This window comes from Methylomonas methanica (genome assembly GCF_001644035.1).
GTDB lineage: Bacteria > Pseudomonadota > Gammaproteobacteria > Methylococcales > Methylomonadaceae > Methylomonas > Methylomonas methanica_A.
The window spans coordinates 1-18,278 of record NZ_LUUG01000022.1 but is presented as its reverse complement, the minus strand read 5'-3'; the positions used below and the strand labels follow the sequence as shown (position 1 = coordinate 18,278).

The following is an 18,278-nucleotide window of genomic DNA, read 5'->3' as shown; positions in this document are numbered from 1 at the left end:
GGTATATTGGCGAAAATTCAGGCGGTTTGTGCGTAAAAAGCCAGATGTTACAACGCTATTTCAAATCCTTGTACCAACGCACGATGTCGGAAGCTTATTCTTTAGCCTCTAGGGAAATAGTATCCGGTCTAAAGGAGAATGGCGGTGCATGCCTGGACTGTGGCGCCAACAGCGGCTATTGGTTCGATCGACTCGCTAGCGAAATAGGTTTAACGCCCGCTCAATATCACGGTATCGAGTGGGACAATGACAGCGTCAATGCGGCCCAATTAAAGCAGCTTAATGTTCAGCAGGGCGATCTGAATAAAAAGCTACCTTTTGAAAACGATACATTCAGCTGTGTGTTTGCGCTTTCTGTTTTGGAACATTTACTAAATGGCTGTCATTTTCTCAAGGAGACGCACAGAACATTAAAGCCTGGGGGCAAACTGGTGCTTTTAACCCCAAACATCAGCACTTATTTCACAGCCACTCTGATTCTTGCCGGAAGAATGCCGTCCAGCGGGCCACACCCCGACTCGGATATGTTGATGAAATCGGAAGAGATTTTTAAGGTCAGCGCGGACGAACTTCGCTGGGATACCGAGTCCGATACACCTGTTCACCGCCATTTAGTGGTATTCAGTTACTTGACGCTAAAGAAATATCTAAACACTATTGGTTTCTCACAAGTAACAGGGTACGGCTTCGGTTTATATCCTCTACCTAATTTCATTCAGCCTGTTTTTGAAAAAATCGATCCTTACCATTGTCACCAAATGGTATTCATTGCCAGAAAATAAGTATTGATTAACTATTGCACATCGATAAATGTTAGAAATCCTGCAAATACCGGTTCTACAAGACAATTACATTTATCTAATACAAGACACGGATTCCGGATTAACCGCTGCCATTGATCCTGCTGTTGCCGATGCGGTTATCGATGTTTTAACCGAAAACTCCTGGCAACTTGATTACATCTTTAACACCCATCACCACGGCGACCATGTTGGCGCCAATTTGCAACTCAAGCAGCAAACCGGCTGTAAGATCGTTGGCTCGGCAGCAGACCAAGCGCGTATTCCCGGCATTGATATCATGCTTGGCAACGGGGATGTAGTAAAACTCGGCAATCAGAGTTTTCAGGTCATCGACACACCCGGCCATACCTTAGGGCATATCGTTTATTACAGCGCCGATAGCCAGGCTTTGTTTTGCGGAGACACTTTGTTTTCGCTAGGTTGCGGTCGATTGTTCGAAGGCAGCGCCGAACAGATGTGGCTTTCGCTGGAAGCACTGAAAGCCTTGCCGGCCGAAACCCGCGTCTACTGCGCTCACGAATATACCGCCGCCAATGGCCGTTTTGCGCTGTCGGTTGATGCAGACAATTCGCAATTGCGGCAGCGGATCGATCAAGTCGCCAAACTTCGCCAACAAAACCGCCCCACCCTTCCCTCGACTATCGGCCTGGAATTGGCAACCAATCCCTTTTTTAGGGCGGATAACGTCAGTATTCGCAGCAATATCGGCATGACAGAACAATCCGACTTGGCGGTTTTTAGGCAATTACGCCTAATGAAGGACCAGTTTCGATAAGCCTAGCCCAGCTGTCGATACTATTTAATTCTGCTAGACTGTTTTCCACATTTCGGCATGTTTCCCCGCCAACCTTTGGATTTTCATGAATAACATCCCGTCGATCAGCATCGTAATCCCTGCGAAAAACGAGTCGAAAAATCTGCCGTCTTTTCTGCCAATGTTACATCTGCTATACCCTGATGCGGAGATTCTGCTAGTCAATGACGGCTCGACAGACGATACCGCCGCCATCGCTCGCGCGGCCGGTGTCACGGTTATTGATCATCCTTACAGCATGGGCAATGGCGCAGCTATCAAAACCGGCGCCAGACATGCAAAAAACGATATTTTGGTGTTTATGGACGCCGACGGCCAACACGATCCCGGCGACATTCCGGCCTTGCTTAACAAACTAAACGAAGGCTACGACATGGTGGTCGGCGCCCGCAACGCCGGTAGCCATGCCTCTTTATTCCGACGTCTGGCGAACAACTTTTACAACAAGCTGGCGTCAATGATGACCGGACACAAAATAGAGGATCTTACCTCCGGATTTCGTGCAGCTCGGGCCACAAAATTCCGCAAATTTCTTTACCTATTACCCAACGGTTTTTCTTATCCAACCACCAGCACGATGGCGTTTTTTCGTTCGGGCTTCCCGGTAGCGTACATTCCCATCCACGCCGGCAAACGCAGCGGCAAAAGCCATATCAGGCTGATGCATGACGGTTTTCGATTTTTTATAATTATCTTGCGGATCGGCGTGCTGTTCTCGCCCATGCGGCTATTTTTACCCATCAGCAGCCTAGTGTTTAGCTTGGGAGCAGGCTACTACGGCTACACCTATTTCACGGAAAACCGATTTACCAATATGAGCGCGGTGCTGTTTTTGTCGTCTTTATTTATATTTCTGATCGGGATTGTGTCCGAACAGATTTCTTCACTGCATTATAAAAATATCGAATAACTCAGCTCTTTATGCAGCTGAAAATCACGAATTTGGCATTGGCTGCTACCTGCCGGCAATTCCCGAATAGCTTCTTCAAGGTCAGGTGGTAGTTCAAATGGCGATTGCCGATTACCCGTAACTCACCGCTCTTACGCAAGACCTTATGCGCCTGCTGGAACATTTGCCACGCAATATGATCGCCTATGGTGTGCTGTTGATGGAACGGCGGGTTACAGACTATACAATCTGCGCTATTCGCCGGAAAATCAGTTAGGCAATCACCCGTCACAAAATCGGCTTCCCGACTGTCGGCAAAAGCTGCCGAAAAATTTTCCCTGGCCGAGGCGATAGCCATAAACGATTCATCAATAAAACCTACTCGCGCCTGCGGATTTTGTTTCGCCAACAGCACGCCGACAATACCGTTGCCGCAACCCAGATCGATAAATTCGCGATACTCGGGGTTTTGCGGCAGATGCTCTAATAAGAAACGGGTGCCTATATCCAGGCTATCGCGGGAAAACACATTGGCGTGATTGCAAACCGTAAGATCGCAGGTCTCCAATTGATAGCGTGTGGGGTAAGGGTTTGCAGGCAATTGCAGATTTGGATCGACCCGGCCAAAAATCAATCGGGCTTTTTTGACCGCCAATGAGGGTTGTGTAGGTCCGATCAAACCTTCCAGCAACTTCCAGGCAGAGGGCGGCAAGTTCTTCACCATGCCGGCGGCTATTACTTGGCAATCGGCGTTCAACAAAGGCTTGAGTGTATGTAACTGATACTCCAGTAGCGCCAGGGTTTTGGGGATTTTAATCAGTAGATAATCGATGCCCGTTTCCGGTAGCGACAAACTATTCCGCAACCGCACTCTCTCCTCGCCAATGCCATTCAATGCCAGGTTAATGCGTGTCGCCTGCTGCGATAGCCAGGAATCGGAAATGGCGGTTGGTTGGTAAGCACTTAGCGAAACCGCCAACGCACCAAAGCTATCATTGAGTATCACGATATTGGCATGCTCAGCAAGGTCTGTGGCAGCCAAGTGATTCAACAGATATTCGTCTGCCGCGTCCCAAGCCCGCAACAATTCGTTTTTGCGATACGGTAAGCGCTTGAGTTGAAAACTCCCTAGCGGACCACTTAATTCCAGTTCCATATTACGAGAAAAATAAATTAGCCAGAACCCAGGCTATAAGTGATAGATCGATGCCATACCAGCGCCACCAAGAATTACACTAAGCGCTAGGCCAGCGACAATTTGCCACGCGGCAATATGCCACATTTTCAGAACTGTTTAGCTTCAGTAGACTGCAAGCAACTCTTGTATGCGCCCCGTTTGGGGAATGAGAGTTATACCCCACCTCTCTAAACGGCCGCTCCATCACACATGGGGCCGGCCGTTTTTTTTAGCTTGCCTGACGCAGCCTATCCGCCGAAGATCCGGCAAACAGGCGATAAAAGTTTTCGGTTGATTGCTCGGCTATCGCCTCGATGGATGTCCCGCGCAGATCAGCGATATGTTCAGCTACATAGCGGACATAGGTCGGATAATTCGGTTTACCGCGATACGGCACCGGTGCCAAATACGGCGAGTCTGTTTCAATCAAAAAACGGTCGGCTGGAATTTTACGCGCGACATCCTTGATGGCTTCCGCATTCTTGAAGGTCACGATGCCGGAAAAAGAGATATAGAAATTCAAATCCAAAGCCTTTTCCGCATAAGCCCAATCCTCGGTAAAGCAATGAATGATGCCCCCAACTTGATCCGCCCCCTCTTCCCGCAGCATATCCAAGGAATCGTGGCCCGCTTCGCGGGTATGGATAATCAAAGGTTTATTGAGTATCTTGGCGGCGGCAATATGCGTACGAAACCGTTGAAACTGCCATTCCAGATCGCCTTCGCTACGAAAATAGTCCAGACCGGTCTCGCCGATGGCGATCACTTTTTCGTTATCTGCCAACTGCAATAAGTCATCCAGCGTCGGCTCACGGCCGTCATGGACATTTGGGTGCACACCCACCGATAAGGAAATATCCGAATAAGGCATAACCTGCTCCAGCATCGCCGGATAGGCTTCCATATCGATGGCAATGCACAACATATGGCTGATGTTGGCAGCCCGCGCCGCATCGACAAAGGTATTGAAGTCGTTAGCGTAGGGGGCCAAATCGATACGATCAAGATGGCAATGGGAGTCGATAAACATGAGAAATTGCGCAGAGTTAACATCAGCGAGACAATCCCGCCGACGAGGAGATTTACATAGTATGCGTGGAACGGTCGGATTCCAGTGCGCCGGCCAGATAGGTCTCGATCTTGTTGCGCGCCGCGCCACCGTCCTGATCGCTGAATTGCACGCCAATGCCGGCGGCGCGATAGCCCTCGGCACCCGCCGGGGTCTTCCAGATAATTTTACCGGCTATCGGCAAGCGCTCGGTTTCGTCCATTAAGTTGAGCAACATGAACACTTCCTCACCCATCTCGTATTCGCGCTTAGTCGGAATAAACAAACCGCCGTTTTTTACGAAAGGCATGTACGCCGCATACAGCGCGTTTTTATCTTTGATCGATAAGGACAAGATACCTTGCCTGGGTGCTGCTGATTCTGCCATACGCTTATTGTCTATTCAGTTGCGACCAACTAATCAATAGCTGCTCGAGCATCAATTGTTTATTAAGTTGCGTGTTCAATTGCGACTTGGTGGTAAGCACATTATCGTAAAACCGATATAGGCGTTTCAATTCTAGCCGCTCGGCAAGGGCTTGCAAGGCATTTTTCAGGTCCGGATTGGCAATCGCCGGCGATTCCGCCCGATACGCATATTTGACAATGTCCACAACCCAGCTTGCCATCCACCGCAACACCACGGCCAAATCGATTTTTTCCTGCTTTTGCCAGAGCTCGGCTACCGCCAATAAGTTTTCCTTGCCTTGCGCGATCTGCAACCAAGCCTCGAAATACTGCTGTCTAAGCAGAATCATATTCTGTTCGGCGTAATGCTTAGCCAACAGCGGCGAACCTTGGGCCAGTGTTAATAACAACTCGGCTTGTTCTCCGGCGCCCTGCTGCTGCAACCAAGTCATCGCCAGTTCATGCGCGGGCGTTGCGCAATCGATTTTCTGGCAACGGCTACGAATCGTCGCAGGCAATCGGCTAGGTTGCTCGCTGATCAACAACAAACAAGTGCGTTCGGTCGGTTCTTCCAGACACTTCAAAAACGCATTCGCCGAAGCGGTATTTAATGCGTCAGCCGATTGAATAATCACCACTCTATAGGCATCGTCGTACTGCGGCTTCAACGCCAATTTGACGATTAGCTGTCTGATTTTATCGATACCGATAGCCTTGCCGGGTTCGTCGGGCTCTATCGTCAGAAAATCGGGATGCGTTTGCGCCGCGAACAATTTACAGCCGACGCAATGACCGCAAGCATTCGCATCGGCCAGCGGCTTATGGCATAACAAGGTTCGGGTGTAACATTCGGCCAAATGCCGTTTGCCCTGACCGGCAGCGCCCGAGAACAGCAAGGCTTGCGGAATGCGTTGTTGCTCGATATAAGCGTGCAGTTGCCGCCAGTTATCCTGTTGCCAGGGATAAATCCCATTATGGGTAGACATCACACGCCGCACAAGCCGACCAACTCGCTGCGCAACTGCTGTTGCACCTCGTGCAGAGGCAAGCTGGCATCGATAATCTTGTAGCGCTGCAAATCCGTGGCGGCGCGTTGCAAATACGCCTGCCTGACTCTTTCGAAAAACGCCAACTGCTCGGTTTCGAAGCGATCCAACTCGCCCCTGTGCTTGGCGCGCTGCATCCCGATTTCTATCGGCGCATCGAAAACAAAGGTCAAATCCGGCCTCAGCTCGCCCTGCACTGCGTTTTCCAGCCAGGCTATGGTTTGCAAATTCATATTGCGGCCACCGCCCTGATACGCATACGTGGCATCGGTGAAACGGTCGCATACCACCCACTGCCCTTGCTGCAAAGCCGGCAAAATCACTTGTTGAATATGTTGAGCGCGGGCCGCGAATACCAGCAACAACTCGGCCTGCTCGGTCAAACTTTCCGCTTGCCGTTCCAACAAAATCCCGCGAATCTTTTCGGCAATGCCGGTACCGCCGGGCTCACGGGTCAGCACGAACGGAATGCCCCGTTCTTCCAGCAGCTGTTTGATAAATTGCAGATTGGTGGACTTGCCGACGCCTTCGCCACCTTCAAGTGTGATAAATCGTCCGTGTGTCATCGTTGATATTGATCGACGTATTTTTCGTGTTCCGCCAAAGTCGAAGAAAAGGCATGGCGGCCATTACCGCGGGCGACGAAAAACAAGGCATCGCCGTGATCAGGATGCAAGGCAGCAACGATGGCTTGTTTGCCCGGCATCGCTATCGGCGTAGGCGGCAGGCCTTCGATGATATAGGTGTTGTAGGGCGTGTGTTCGCGCAAATCCTTATGCCGGATATCGCCATGGTAATCGTCACCCATACCGTAGATCACAGTCGGGTCGGTTTGCAACAGCATGCCCTTCTTCAAGCGCCGCGCAAATACCCCGGCTATCTTTCTCCGCTCTTCGCCGGCGCCGGTCTCTTTTTCGACGATAGATGCCAAAATCAATGCCTCATAAGGATTTTCCAAAGGCACGCCGTCATCGCGTTTTTGCCATTCCTCGTTCAACACCGCCTGCATGCGGTCGTGCGCGCGCTTCAATAAATCGACATCGGAGGTATTTTTTTCAAAGAAATAGGTGTCGGGGAAAAACAAACCCTCGGGGTGATTTTTATCCGAGCCGATTTGCGCCATCAAATCTTCCAGTTGATTATCGGTCAGCGTGTGTTGCAGGTTAGGATTGTTCTTAATGGTATTAAACACTTGCTTGAAGGACCAACCCTCCGGAAACGTAATCGAATACTGACGGGTCTTACCGTCGGTCAATTGTTGCAGAATATCGGCGGCGGTAGAACCTTTAGCCAACACGTACTCACCCACCTTCAACAAATGATCAAGATTTTTCCGATAGGCAAACAAACGGAACCACAAACGATTCACCGTCACCTGCTGCGCACGCAGATTTTTCACCACAGATTCCAGCGTATCGCCTTTTTTTATTTCAATGACAGTTTCGGTCATTACCACCGGCTTTTTGAGAATCAGTTGATAGTGCATGCCGGCCCAAATCGACACCAAGCCTAATACCATTAATAATGTAAACGCGATAATGCTTCTAAACACTGCTATACCTCCGCCATGCGGGCTGTGTTGAGCAGGTCTTGCAAACGTCGCGTGATGACACCGACCTTAAAGACCTGCGCTTCCAGCCGTTTAATCGGCCAAATACCGATTACCGAGTTGCTGACAAATAATTCGTCAGCTTGCAAAACGGCAGCTTGATCAATTGCTTGCTCAAACAACGGTAGTTTGATCCGCTGCGCGAACTCCATAATCAAGCCCCGTAAAATACCCGCAACTCCGCATTGCGTCAGCGGTGGCGTGTACAAACTGCCGGACTTGACGACGAATAAATTACTCATCGTGCCTTCCACGACCCGGTCTTGAGTATCGAGCATCAAGCCCTCTTGAATGGCATTATCCTGCCATTCGGCTCTGGCCAAAATCTGCTCCAAGCGGTTCATGTGTTTGATACCAGCCAAGCTCGGGTTCAAAGACAAACGCTGCTCGCAAAATCGCGCGGCAATGCCGTCTGCTTGGAAATGTTGGGGATAATCGGGGTAAGGGTGCAGACTGAATAGTCTGGTAGGGAGAATTTGATCTGGCTGCCGGTAGCCCCGACCGCCACTGCCGCGCGTCACCATCAACTTCAAAACGGCCCGTTCGCTGGACTTGCTTAGTTGCCGGGCTTCAGCGTCGAGCAAGGCACTATCCGGCATCGGAATTAGCAGCCGGCGACAACCTTCAGCTAAGCGTATTAGATGACGATCAAAAAACAGCGGTTTGCCCTGAAATACTTCGATGGTCTCGAACAGACCGTCGCCGTATTGAAAACCTCGATCAGAAACATCGACACAGTGTCTGTGCTCGCCGTTTAATAAAAACATAGCCAGACACTGCGGAAGCGGGAGCGCTTATTGGTAACGTTTGAAAACCAGAGAACCATTGGTACCGCCAAACCCAAACGAGTTGGAAATGGCGACATCGATGTTCATGTTTCTGGCTATATTCGGGACATAATCCAGATCGCACTCGGGATCGGGATTTTCCAAATTGATGGTAGGCGGAGCGATTTGATTCTGGATAGCCAAGGCGGTCAATACCGCTTCGATACCCCCCGCTGCGCCCAGCAAATGACCAATCATCGATTTGGTAGAACTGACGGCCACTTTATAAGCAGAGTCGCCCAGCGCTAATTTCATCGCATGCGTTTCGCCAATATCGCCGGCCGGCGTCGAGGTGCCGTGCGCGTTGATATAGTGCACGTCTTGCGGATTGACCTTGGCATCCCGCATAGCATTGCGCATACAACGCGCCGCACCTTCGCCGCCTTCGGATGGCGAGGTAATATGGTAAGCATCACCGCTCATGCCGTAACCGACCAGTTCTGCATAAATTTTTGCGCCGCGCGCTTTGGCATGTTCCAGCTCTTCCAACACCACAACACCCGCCCCGTCACTGAGTACGAAACCATCGCGGTCTCTGTCCCAGGGCCGGCTGGCAGTAGTCGGACTGTCATTGCGACGCGACAAGGCTTTCGCCGAAGCAAAACCGCCCATCGCAGTCGGCGAAGTCGTGCAGCGTTCCGCGCCACCCGCCACCATCACATCCGCGTCGCCGTATTTGATTAAACGTGCCGCGTCGCCGATATTATGAGTACCGGTCGAACAGGCGGTGACGATCGCAAAATTGGGTCCTTTCAAACCGTATTTGATCGACAGATTACCAGAGATCATATTGATGATATTGCCCGGCACAAAAAACGGCGAAATCCGTCTCGGACCACCCGCCACATAGGTGGCATAGCATTCTTCAATGCCGGTAATACCACCGATACCGGCGCCGATCGCCACACCGATGCGCTCGGCATTTTCTTCGGTGACTTCAAAACCGGAGTCCTCAATTGCCTGGCAACCCGCCGCAATCCCGTAATGGACGAAGCCGTCCATACGTTTGGCATCCTTCTCGGCAATATAGTCACCGATATTGAAATTTCTAATCACACCGCCGAACGTCGTTGCAAAAGGGGATATGTCAAATGAATCGATCGGACTAATGCCGCTCTTCCCGTTGACAATGCCATCCCAGGTATCGGCAACATTATTGGCTAACGGCGTAATGGCGCCTAAGCCCGTTATAACAACTCGACGTGTGCTCACAGTAAACTACCGGTAAAAAAAGAAGACAACCAGAGAAGGGGGATAAACCGGTTAGTGGATGGAAACCACCCACTAACTTTTGGAAACAACTTACTGCAGATTGGCGTTGATATAATCGATAGCCAATTGGACTGTGGTGATTTTTTCAGCTTCTTCGTCTGGAATTTCGCATTCGAATTCTTCTTCCAGAGCCATGACGAGTTCAACTGTGTCTAAAGAATCAGCACCAAGATCGTCAACAAAAGACGCATCGTTCGCGATTTCTTCTTTTACGCCTAATTGTTCTGCGACAATCTTTTTTACTCGTTCTTCGATATTACTCATATTTTTTTCCTCGAACAATGCAAATGCCTGACTGCGAGCACTTACCTTATCTTTAGTGTTGTATTAATTGAATTTGCAATCTCGTCACTGGCCTTGCCTAACGACAGCGCGGATTATACTTTATGTTCCAAAAAATTCACAACATTCGCCCGCGACTAGGTGTTTCGCGGCCTGAGGCTATGTTTTCCCGCTCAAATTTTTAATAATTTCTTCCAAAGGCACCAAATTCAGTTTGATCCGGAACAAAACCGCCTTGTTCTCCAACACCCCGAAACATTCGTAGGTGCGCAACATGATGCTGGTGTGATTCAGGGTTTTGTCCGGCGACTCCGGCAATTGCTTTACCAGAATATGCAGCTTGTCGTTGTTTTTTAGTTTCGCCAGATGCACGCGATCGACCGATATGTCGTGCGAGGTATACACCATCGGGTTGCGCTTGAAATCGTGATTTTCCAGTTGCGCTTTCTCCAGCAACGCGCCGGACGTCAAACTGCATGGAAACACTTCCGGATACTGCGCCAATTGCAATAACTCGTCGAAATAATCGGATTGCTCTGCAAACGAACCAGACAGAAAGTTCTTTACGTTGCCGTTATTCATCCACTTGCGTTTCAGAAAAAACTCGGTGCCGGGCACGACGGTTTTATCGGCTAATGCATTTAAATCCGGCAAGTCGCTTATATCGGTATCCGCTAAAAACAAGGGACGTTTAGTTTCTTTTTTATACCCGAGCAAGATGGTTTTGCCTTGCGACTTAATCGCGATGCGATTGGTTAAAGTCAGCTCAGGTATCGTCGCGATCAAAGTCTTTTTAATATCCAGCTTCATCTCCTGCCGTGGCCGCAAAGCATTGACGAAAATGATCTGATAGTTGCTAAAGCGCAGCTGATTATCGGCGATGATCTGATCTTCGTGATGCGCCTCCCGGTATAAGCGCATCTGATATTCGATCAGGGTATTCAACTGAAAGCCCAACACAATCGGGCCTTTAAACGGATTATGCGTGACCTGCAACCATTTATGCTTGTCATGAAACAGGTTGAAATCGTCGGACGCGTTGCGGGCGACTTCGATATGAATTTGTTCGAAAGTAAACGACTGATCTTTCATCGACGACCAATGACTGTAGATATGAGCCGTTTATTCTAGGCCGATTACGGCGAATCAGGAAGCAACGCACCAAATTAGCCCATTCAGAGTAGACAACAATGCTCGGTCTAGAACGGAAAATCAGGTTACTATCGACATAGCCTCACTTACTTGGGAGCGAGAAGCCACATGCATATCGAACGACACAAAAACCACCGGATCGGCTGGCTACGCGCAGCTGTGCTAGGCGCGAACGACGGCATCGTTTCCACCGCCAGCCTGATTTTGGGCGTCGCGGCAGCCGGCGTGGATGCCAAACATATCTTGATCGCAGGCATTGCCGGTTTGGTAGCCGGCGCGATGTCCATGGCCGCCGGCGAATATGTGTCAGTCTGCTCGCAAGCAGACACCGAACACGCCGACCTGGAACGCGAGCGACGGGAACTCGCGGCCTATCCGGAACATGAGCATGAGGAAATGACAGCCATCTACGTCGAACGCGGCCTGGACGAAGCGCTGGCCGCCGAAGTTGCCCGCCAACTTATGGCACACGACGCCTTAGGCGCGCATAGCCGCGACGAACTCGGCATTACCGACACCTCGGCCGCGCGGCCGGTGTTGGCCGCATTTTCATCGGCTGGCAGTTTTTCAGTCGGGGCGATATTGCCTTTGTTGCTGGTGTTGTGGACGCCGGCAGCAGTATTGATTTGGGCCGTGGCCGGCGGCTCCTTGCTGCTGTTGGTATCGCTAGGCGCCCTATCCGCCCGCGTTGGGGGCGCTTCGATGTTGATTGCCGGAGTACGAGTCAGCTTTTGGGGCACTGGCTATGGGATTGACGGCTGGAGTTGGCTCAGCAATGGATCTAGCATTGTAAGAGCCCAACAAAAGCGCAACAGCTCTCTATCCGCAGGACTTTTGGAGAATACCCTTAAATCTTAAGCAGAAATAACTAATTTCCTGGAATGGTAACCAACTAAACAAAGCACTGCACTAACGAATAACCAAATAGAGCCGGGAATAGGTACTGTCGAAATGGGAGTAAGCAATGCAACTCCGTACCAGGAATCTTTAACCAGAATTTGGCCCAGATCATTTATCCCAAACGCTTCCGCAAAATAAAAACTATCACCGTAACCCAGCGTGGTTAAATCCACAAATGAATTCAGATCTACCATCTCGCCGCCATTCGCCTCGGCGATAAACGCACGTCGATTTATGCTACCGGTAAGATTTGACCAGCCGACAATTTGCCCACTTACATTAATATCATTGGCACCACTATCTCTTCCGCCCAAAGTACCCAGGTCAATCATTCCAAAATTACCAGTCTGGTACAAAAAGGCATGAGAAACCCCATCAGCGACGTCAGAAGAGCCAACAACTTGACCACTGGCATTTATTGCTTTTCCACTACTTCCACTTCCGCCAAGCGTACCGATGTCCGTCATATTTAAACCGTCAGCACCTGTTACGAATGCATGTGTTTGACCGGAAGCAACTTTGGACTCACCAACCACTTGTCCGCCGACATTAATGTCGTTTGCCGAGCTACTTGCACCGCCAAGAGTACCCAAATCAATTGCGTCTATCGAATTAGGCGCAGTGATGAACGCGCGTTCCATCAAATAGCCCCCTGAAGATCCGACAACTTGCCCATTGTTATTGATAGCATTCGCACGAGCGTCTTTACCAAATGTGTTTATGTAAGTAAAAGATGTACTGTTAGACTGAGTATAAAAGGCATATTGATGAAACCCCATGTCATCTATCTCCATCCGCCACCCAGCAGCTTGGCCTTTATCATTTATGCCCGCTATACCTCCGCCAGCACTACGCAAAATCGGAGAATAATAGGTCGCAGGAAGAGAGCCACTCGGACCAGTAACATAATCATCCACGCCAAAGCCAGCGCGATAGATCCCGACTGCAACTTGACCGCTGTCGTTGATATCATGAGGAATAGTTCCACCGGGATAGCTAGGCAACTCGGTTATCGCATAAGAAGTGTACGCAGATACAGATAACGGAAAAAAGACGAGTGCATTTAGAACAATTACAATCGAGGATTGTTTAGATAGTATTTTCATGTCGTTTGGACCTAAAAGTAATGCACCATGAACAGATAAAGGATCTTAGCGCACACCCAGCTTAAACACTAGTTTTACTCGTTTGTTCCGATGCCGTTTACATCACCAGTACAAGCTTTTCCGTCTGCCGCTGTATTTCCTCCACAACAACCCCATCTAATCTCCCCAGCCACCGCTCCGGAATCTGTTCCAAACCATATTTCGCCCCCGCCAGCATCCCTGCCAACGCACCCGTGGTATCCGCATCGCCGCCCTGATTAACAGTGGCGATCAAGCAAGATTCGAAACTGTCGGTGTTGAAAAAATGATGTAGCACCGTCTGCACGGTGTCGACGATGTAGCCCGAAGCTTTGCCTAGATACGGCTGATAGGCAAATTCGCTATATTGATCGACCAAGCGCTCCGATTCTCTCTGACAAGCCTCCAAGCCTTCGCCACGAATCAACAAAATGGTCATTCGTCCCAAGGCCAAGGTCGCGGCGTCGGACAGCGGGTTGTGATGGGTGATGCGGCTCTGCTCCAAACTCCATGCCTCGAAATCGTCCGGTCTGTTCAAGGTCGCCAACACCACCGGCAGATTGCGCATGCAGGCGCCGTTGCCGGCGTCGTCTTCACGCGGCAAACCCATCAATAAACCTTCGTCACGATACCGAAGGATACCGCGCCGGCAGGTGTTGCCGACATCGGGCGGATCGCTTTCCAGCCAGGCCAGAAAATTGTCGGCCACGGCCCGCAAATTCCAGCCGTGATGATCGACTATCGCTTGGCCCAAGGCCAGCGACATTTGCGTATCGTCGGTAACCTGCCCCGGCTCCAGCCCCAGCCAGCCGCCGCCTATCATTTCGGTATGCACGCCGTAACGTTTTTGGATTTGCTTGGGCGACATGAACTCCACCGTCGCGCCCAACGCATCGCCACAAGCAAATCCCAAATAAGCACCCAAGGCCCGATTCATTATCTGCTCGTTCATCGCTGCACCTTTACTCGATAATCGCCACCAATCACTAAGTATTCGCCTTCCCCACGCAAAGCATGATGCGGCAGCAGGTCGCTAAAAAACACCAGTTTCACCATCGGCACCTCAACTTCTAATATATAACCGCCAAATTCGCTGGCGATACTAGGCCGGTCGGTAAAAGACACGATGCTATTAAAGCGGACGATTTTATGCTGTTTGTCTTGCTCGGTAACGTTCCAATCATCCAGGGCATTGACCCCACGATACAGGGTTTTATGGGTGGCTGCCGGCACCTGAAAACGCTCGATCACCCATTGGCAAAATTCGTACAGCAAATCCAGCTGCATGTAGATGCAATTGTTGTGATAGCGGCTATTCATCTTTTCTTCGATGTAGGTTATCCAGTCCTTGCTCATAAAACTATTAATCTGGTGTTTATGGTAGTTGGGAAACAGACCAAAACGGCTTTCTACCCAGCCCTTCAACACCGCACCCTGCGCATTGTTAGAATCTAGCCCCCAATCCTGAATCAGACGCAAATAGCTGTTGCGGTAACGCCGCCTACCCTCGGCATCGTCACGCAAACGCTGTTCGGTTTCGAAACCGAAAACCACACACATATAATCTTGAAATACCCGTCCGCACTCTGCCAACGTGGCCTGCCCGGCTAAATGCTCGAACAAGCCGGGCGCCGACTCGCGGGTACCGGCAATGTGCAAGGGCTTGGGGTATTCGTTAAACAAGTGACTTGCCATACACGCCGTCGCCATGCCGATCAAGTTGGTGCTGTGGCCGTGCTGAGAAATATCGGACATGGATTAACCGGTAAGGATGTCGGGCAATGATGTAAACGCTAATTCTCACATCGAATAGGGAAATTAGCCATACAGCACAGCCTTCCGCGTACTAATTCTTCGGCGATTCTCGGCGCCACAAAATCCACCCTCTTCCACGCAACCGCGTCGCTAGCCGAAAATAGCAAGTACCAAGCAAGAATCTAGCCGTTTTTTGTGATTGACATCACACAAAGACACAGAATACAGTGCGCTAGCCGATTGATTATTAAACAAAAACAAGTGATCGATGACAGGCAAAACAATAACAACACACAGGAGAGTCATATGAAAAAGTATGTTGCCGAGTCCTTCGGGACATTCTGGTTAGTTCTTGGTGGCTGCGGAAGCGCAGTATTAGCGGCAGCGTTTCCGAATGTGGGTATCGGCTTGCTCGGCGTTTCGTTGGCATTCGGCTTGACGGTGCTAACCATGGCCTACGCCATTGGCCACATTTCCGGCTGCCATCTCAATCCGGCGGTGTCGGTTGGCTTGTGGATGGGCGGCCGCTTTCCAGCTAATCAATTACTGCCTTACATCGTTTCGCAAGTGATCGGCGCCATCGTCGCCGGCGGTGTGCTGTATTTAATCGCCAGCGGCAAGGCGGGTTTTGATGTGTCCGCCGGATTTGCCTCGAACGGCTACGGCGAACATTCGCCGGGCGGCTACTCTTTGCTGTCCGCGTTGATTACCGAAGTAGTAATGACCATGATGTTTTTACTGATCATCCTCGGCGCCACCGATGCTCGCGCCCCGGCCGGCCTGGCACCTATCGCGATTGGTTTGGGCCTGACTTTGATTCACTTGATCAGCATTCCGGTCACCAATACCTCGGTCAATCCAGCGCGCAGCTTGGGCGTGGCGGTTTATGTCGGTGATTGGGCCTTGGCGCAGCTTTGGTTGTTCTGGGTTGCCCCGATTATCGGTGCGGTATTAGGTGCATTGGTCTATCGCTTTATCGGCAGCCCGGACGAGTAAGTTCCGAGCTTAGTTCAGCGCAGATCAGCAACCCTTCGTCATTCCCGCGAAAGCGGGAATCCAGCATGGCAACTGGGCTCCCGCTTTCGTGGGAGCGACAATATTCGGGCCGGATTAATTAAGGGATGGCCGATCGACCATCTCTCTTGAAATCAAAATTTCGCCAGCGATTCCGATATGGATATAAAAACCTACAAAGGCCGGTCAAACGTATCCGGCGCGATTGCGCTGAATGACCGCTACTTCATCGTCGCGGACGACGAAGACAACGAACTCAGCGTGTTCGACAGACAGGCAGAAAAAGCCCTAAAGCCGGCAATTGCCCTGTCAGAAGTTTTCGATGGCGAAATCAAAGACGGCAAACATCAGGAAATCGATCTGGAAGGCGGCGCCCGCATCGGTGATGTCTATTTCTGGATAGGCTCGCACAGCACCAACAGCGAAGGCGACGAACGACCGGCAAGGCGGCGCTTATTCGGCACCCATCTTACCGAAATCGAACCAGGCAAATTCAGCGCCCAGCGTTATGGGTCGATTTACACACAATTAATCGCAGACCTAAAGCAGGACAAACGCTTTGCCCGCTATAACTGGGAGCAAGCCGAACGCATGCCACCTAAAAGCAAAGGTGGCTTGAGCATCGAAGGTCTGGCCGCCACCCCGGAGCAAGGTTTACTGATCGGCTTTAGAAACCCGCTAGCCGGCGGCGACACCGAAAACGGTTACCTAAAAAACGGCAAAGCCATCCTGGTACATCTGCTCAACCCCTTGGCACTGCTGCAAGGACAAGCCGCACAATTCGCCGAACCAATAGAGCTGAATTTAGACGGCTTAGGCATCCGCGACATCGCCTGGCGCCAGGACCACGAATACCTAATCGTCGCCGGCCCTTACCATGCTAATGAAGATCGCCAGGAGAAGCATCGGTTGTATTTGTGGGACAGCGATTCCGGAAAGCTTAAGCGGCTGGAGCATATCGATCTAGGAGAGTTAAATATCGAAGCGGCGTTCTTTTTTCCTGGTCAGAATGATCGTGTAGAATTGCTCAGTGATGACGGGGAGCAGAAAGAGTTTCAGTGCGTTTCGGTGGAGCTGTAACAAAATCGGCTTTTTATTCGTATGACTAGCAATGAAACCATGGTATTAAAGACTGTATACGGCGCGAAATGTATTTTTGGATAACCCCGTTATAGAACTCAGTTAGGATAGAATTAATTCTTTAATTAACTGTTGGGCCTCCACTATGTTTCTCGATCCAGAAGGACAGGCGGTAAAACAGGAGTTGCACTCTAAGTTTGCATCCTACTTTAGCTTTGCATATGGACTTAATCGTTACGCCAACGAACTTTCGTCCAACGCCTCAATTTCAGATGGTGACTTGCAACAATTGTTACTTGCGCCATTAATGCTTCGAGGTCTAACAACCTTTCAAGGCTGTATATTGTTATTAGAACGCGGGTTGTCGGCAGAAGCGAAGATATTGGCTCGAAGCCTACTCGAAATTCTTTTTCGTATTACGGCGATTGCAAAAAACCGAGAAAATGCCGAAATTTATGTACTTGAGGATCAGCCGTTCAGAAGGAAATTAATCAATAAGTCAAAATTGCTTAGCCCCTGTTTACGCCAGTCTTTTGAAACTGAGCAAACTGAACACCTCGCAAGAGAAATCAAATCTGACATTGAAGAGCGAAATATAGCCGAAAAGTCGACCCAATGGTGGGCGCAAGAAGCCGGTCTGAGTGACTTATACAATTCCGCGTACCCGATCTTTAGTCTCGCAGTACATGTAGGTTCGCGTGAACTGGAATCACACCTCGTTCTAGACAAGGACAGGAGAATTGTCGCTATGAAAATAGACGCCGACACCACAAATCTTGACCTTGTTGTAATTTCAGCTTGCGAATCGCTACTATTAGTTTTTGAGGCCGCTTCCACTATCCTCCCTGAAAACTCAAAAATCAAAATGAGCATCTTTAAAACGGAACTCGCAAAGCTTAACGAGACATTTATGAACTAATGGGGCGAAGGTATAAGCAGGGCTCATGAACACTGCTTACAGACTGTAATTTCTTGCGTTGGTTTTTGTCCCGTATGCCGCGCCGAGTACCGGAGCTTTTGATAGGAATAGCCCGTTAGGGGTGCGGCATGGATGCCGTACGTTGCCGAAGGGGCAGGA

General features: G+C 50.2%; 19 protein-coding genes and 1 pseudogene. 7 read left to right on the top strand and 13 right to left on the bottom strand.

Annotated elements, in window-relative coordinates:
- The 3 genes from A1332_RS01235 to A1332_RS01225 all read left to right on the top strand — a co-directional run.
- On the top strand, nt 1-782 hold a 782-nt coding region (locus tag A1332_RS01235; protein WP_157203912.1), incomplete at its 5' end, for a class I SAM-dependent methyltransferase.
- Between the two features lie 28 nt (nt 783-810).
- Nucleotides 811-1,578, top strand: coding sequence for a hydroxyacylglutathione hydrolase (gene gloB, locus A1332_RS01230; RefSeq protein ID WP_064006765.1), 768 nt, complete (start codon nt 811-813; stop codon nt 1,576-1,578).
- An 85-nt stretch (nt 1,579-1,663) separates the two neighbouring features.
- A complete protein-coding gene (locus A1332_RS01225; RefSeq protein WP_064006764.1) occupies nt 1,664-2,527 on the top strand; it encodes a glycosyltransferase family 2 protein in 864 nt (287 codons plus the stop codon).
- A gap of 1 nt (nt 2,528) precedes the next feature.
- Here the strand turns inward: A1332_RS01225 and A1332_RS01220 are convergent, their stop codons facing one another.
- The 10 genes from A1332_RS01220 to A1332_RS01175 all read right to left on the bottom strand — a co-directional run bounded on the left by A1332_RS01220 (nt 2,529) and on the right by A1332_RS01175 (nt 11,267).
- Nucleotides 2,529-3,662 (bottom strand): methyltransferase, encoded by a 1,134-nt coding sequence (locus tag A1332_RS01220; RefSeq protein WP_064006763.1) that lies wholly within the window; start codon nt 3,660-3,662, stop codon nt 2,529-2,531.
- 250 nt (nt 3,663-3,912) lie between these two features.
- Nucleotides 3,913-4,713, bottom strand: coding sequence for a TatD family hydrolase (locus A1332_RS01215; RefSeq protein WP_064006762.1), 801 nt, complete (start codon nt 4,711-4,713; stop codon nt 3,913-3,915).
- Nucleotides 4,714-4,765: 52 nt separating this feature from the next.
- Nucleotides 4,766-5,119 (bottom strand): PilZ domain-containing protein, encoded by a 354-nt coding sequence (locus A1332_RS01210; protein ID WP_020484926.1) that lies wholly within the window; start codon nt 5,117-5,119, stop codon nt 4,766-4,768.
- A gap of 4 nt (nt 5,120-5,123) precedes the next feature.
- The gene (locus A1332_RS01205) at nt 5,124-6,125 is read right to left on the bottom strand and encodes a DNA polymerase III subunit delta' (RefSeq protein WP_064006761.1); all 1,002 of its coding nucleotides are present in this window, start codon (nt 6,123-6,125) and stop codon (nt 5,124-5,126) included.
- Entirely contained in the window at nt 6,125-6,751 is a 627-nt protein-coding gene (tmk, locus tag A1332_RS01200) for a dTMP kinase (RefSeq protein ID WP_064006760.1), read from the bottom strand. Before tmk ends, A1332_RS01205 begins: the two co-directional genes overlap by 1 nt.
- On the bottom strand, nt 6,748-7,737 hold the full coding sequence (gene mltG, locus A1332_RS01195) for an endolytic transglycosylase MltG (RefSeq protein ID WP_331709862.1): 990 nt from the start codon (nt 7,735-7,737) through the stop codon (nt 6,748-6,750). Before mltG ends, tmk begins: the two co-directional genes overlap by 4 nt.
- A gap of 2 nt (nt 7,738-7,739) precedes the next feature.
- The gene (gene pabC, locus A1332_RS01190) at nt 7,740-8,561 is read right to left on the bottom strand and encodes an aminodeoxychorismate lyase (protein WP_064006759.1); all 822 of its coding nucleotides are present in this window, start codon (nt 8,559-8,561) and stop codon (nt 7,740-7,742) included.
- 27 nt (nt 8,562-8,588) lie between these two features.
- The gene (gene fabF, locus A1332_RS01185; RefSeq protein WP_064006758.1) at nt 8,589-9,833 is read right to left on the bottom strand and encodes a beta-ketoacyl-ACP synthase II; all 1,245 of its coding nucleotides are present in this window, start codon (nt 9,831-9,833) and stop codon (nt 8,589-8,591) included.
- Between the two features lie 90 nt (nt 9,834-9,923).
- Nucleotides 9,924-10,157, bottom strand: a complete 234-nt coding sequence (gene acpP, locus A1332_RS01180) for an acyl carrier protein (RefSeq protein ID WP_013820083.1) — start codon at nt 10,155-10,157, stop codon at nt 9,924-9,926.
- 177 nt (nt 10,158-10,334) lie between these two features.
- Nucleotides 10,335-11,267 carry a hypothetical protein gene (locus tag A1332_RS01175; RefSeq protein ID WP_064006757.1) on the bottom strand — a complete coding sequence of 311 codons (933 nt, stop codon included), beginning with the start codon at nt 11,265-11,267 and terminating at the stop codon, nt 10,335-10,337.
- A gap of 168 nt (nt 11,268-11,435) precedes the next feature.
- On the opposite strand from A1332_RS01175, the pseudogene A1332_RS01170 reads away from it, so the two are divergent.
- A pseudogene (locus A1332_RS01170) lies at nt 11,436-12,120 on the top strand (VIT1/CCC1 transporter family protein).
- A gap of 61 nt (nt 12,121-12,181) precedes the next feature.
- Here A1332_RS01170 and A1332_RS01165 read toward each other — a convergent pair.
- The 3 genes from A1332_RS01165 to A1332_RS01155 form a co-directional block, all read right to left on the bottom strand.
- Nucleotides 12,182-13,333 (bottom strand): HAF repeat-containing protein, encoded by a 1,152-nt coding sequence (locus A1332_RS01165; protein ID WP_064006756.1) that lies wholly within the window; start codon nt 13,331-13,333, stop codon nt 12,182-12,184.
- A 97-nt stretch (nt 13,334-13,430) separates the two neighbouring features.
- A complete protein-coding gene (gene draG, locus A1332_RS01160; protein WP_064006755.1) occupies nt 13,431-14,303 on the bottom strand; it encodes an ADP-ribosyl-[dinitrogen reductase] hydrolase in 873 nt (290 codons plus the stop codon).
- Nucleotides 14,300-15,106, bottom strand: coding sequence for an NAD(+)--dinitrogen-reductase ADP-D-ribosyltransferase (locus A1332_RS01155; RefSeq protein WP_064006754.1), 807 nt, complete (start codon nt 15,104-15,106; stop codon nt 14,300-14,302). Before A1332_RS01155 ends, draG begins: the two co-directional genes overlap by 4 nt.
- Nucleotides 15,107-15,412: 306 nt before the next feature.
- Between A1332_RS01155 and aqpZ the strand changes: the two genes are divergently transcribed.
- From aqpZ to A1332_RS01140, 3 genes are all read left to right on the top strand, one after another.
- Entirely contained in the window at nt 15,413-16,102 is a 690-nt protein-coding gene (gene aqpZ, locus A1332_RS01150) for an aquaporin Z (RefSeq protein ID WP_064006767.1), read from the top strand.
- A gap of 177 nt (nt 16,103-16,279) precedes the next feature.
- On the top strand, nt 16,280-17,200 hold the full coding sequence (locus tag A1332_RS01145; RefSeq protein WP_064006753.1) for a DUF3616 domain-containing protein: 921 nt from the start codon (nt 16,280-16,282) through the stop codon (nt 17,198-17,200).
- A gap of 145 nt (nt 17,201-17,345) precedes the next feature.
- The gene (locus A1332_RS01140; RefSeq protein WP_064006752.1) at nt 17,346-18,119 is read left to right on the top strand and encodes a DUF5677 domain-containing protein; all 774 of its coding nucleotides are present in this window, start codon (nt 17,346-17,348) and stop codon (nt 18,117-18,119) included.
- Nucleotides 18,120-18,278 lie beyond the last annotated feature (159 nt).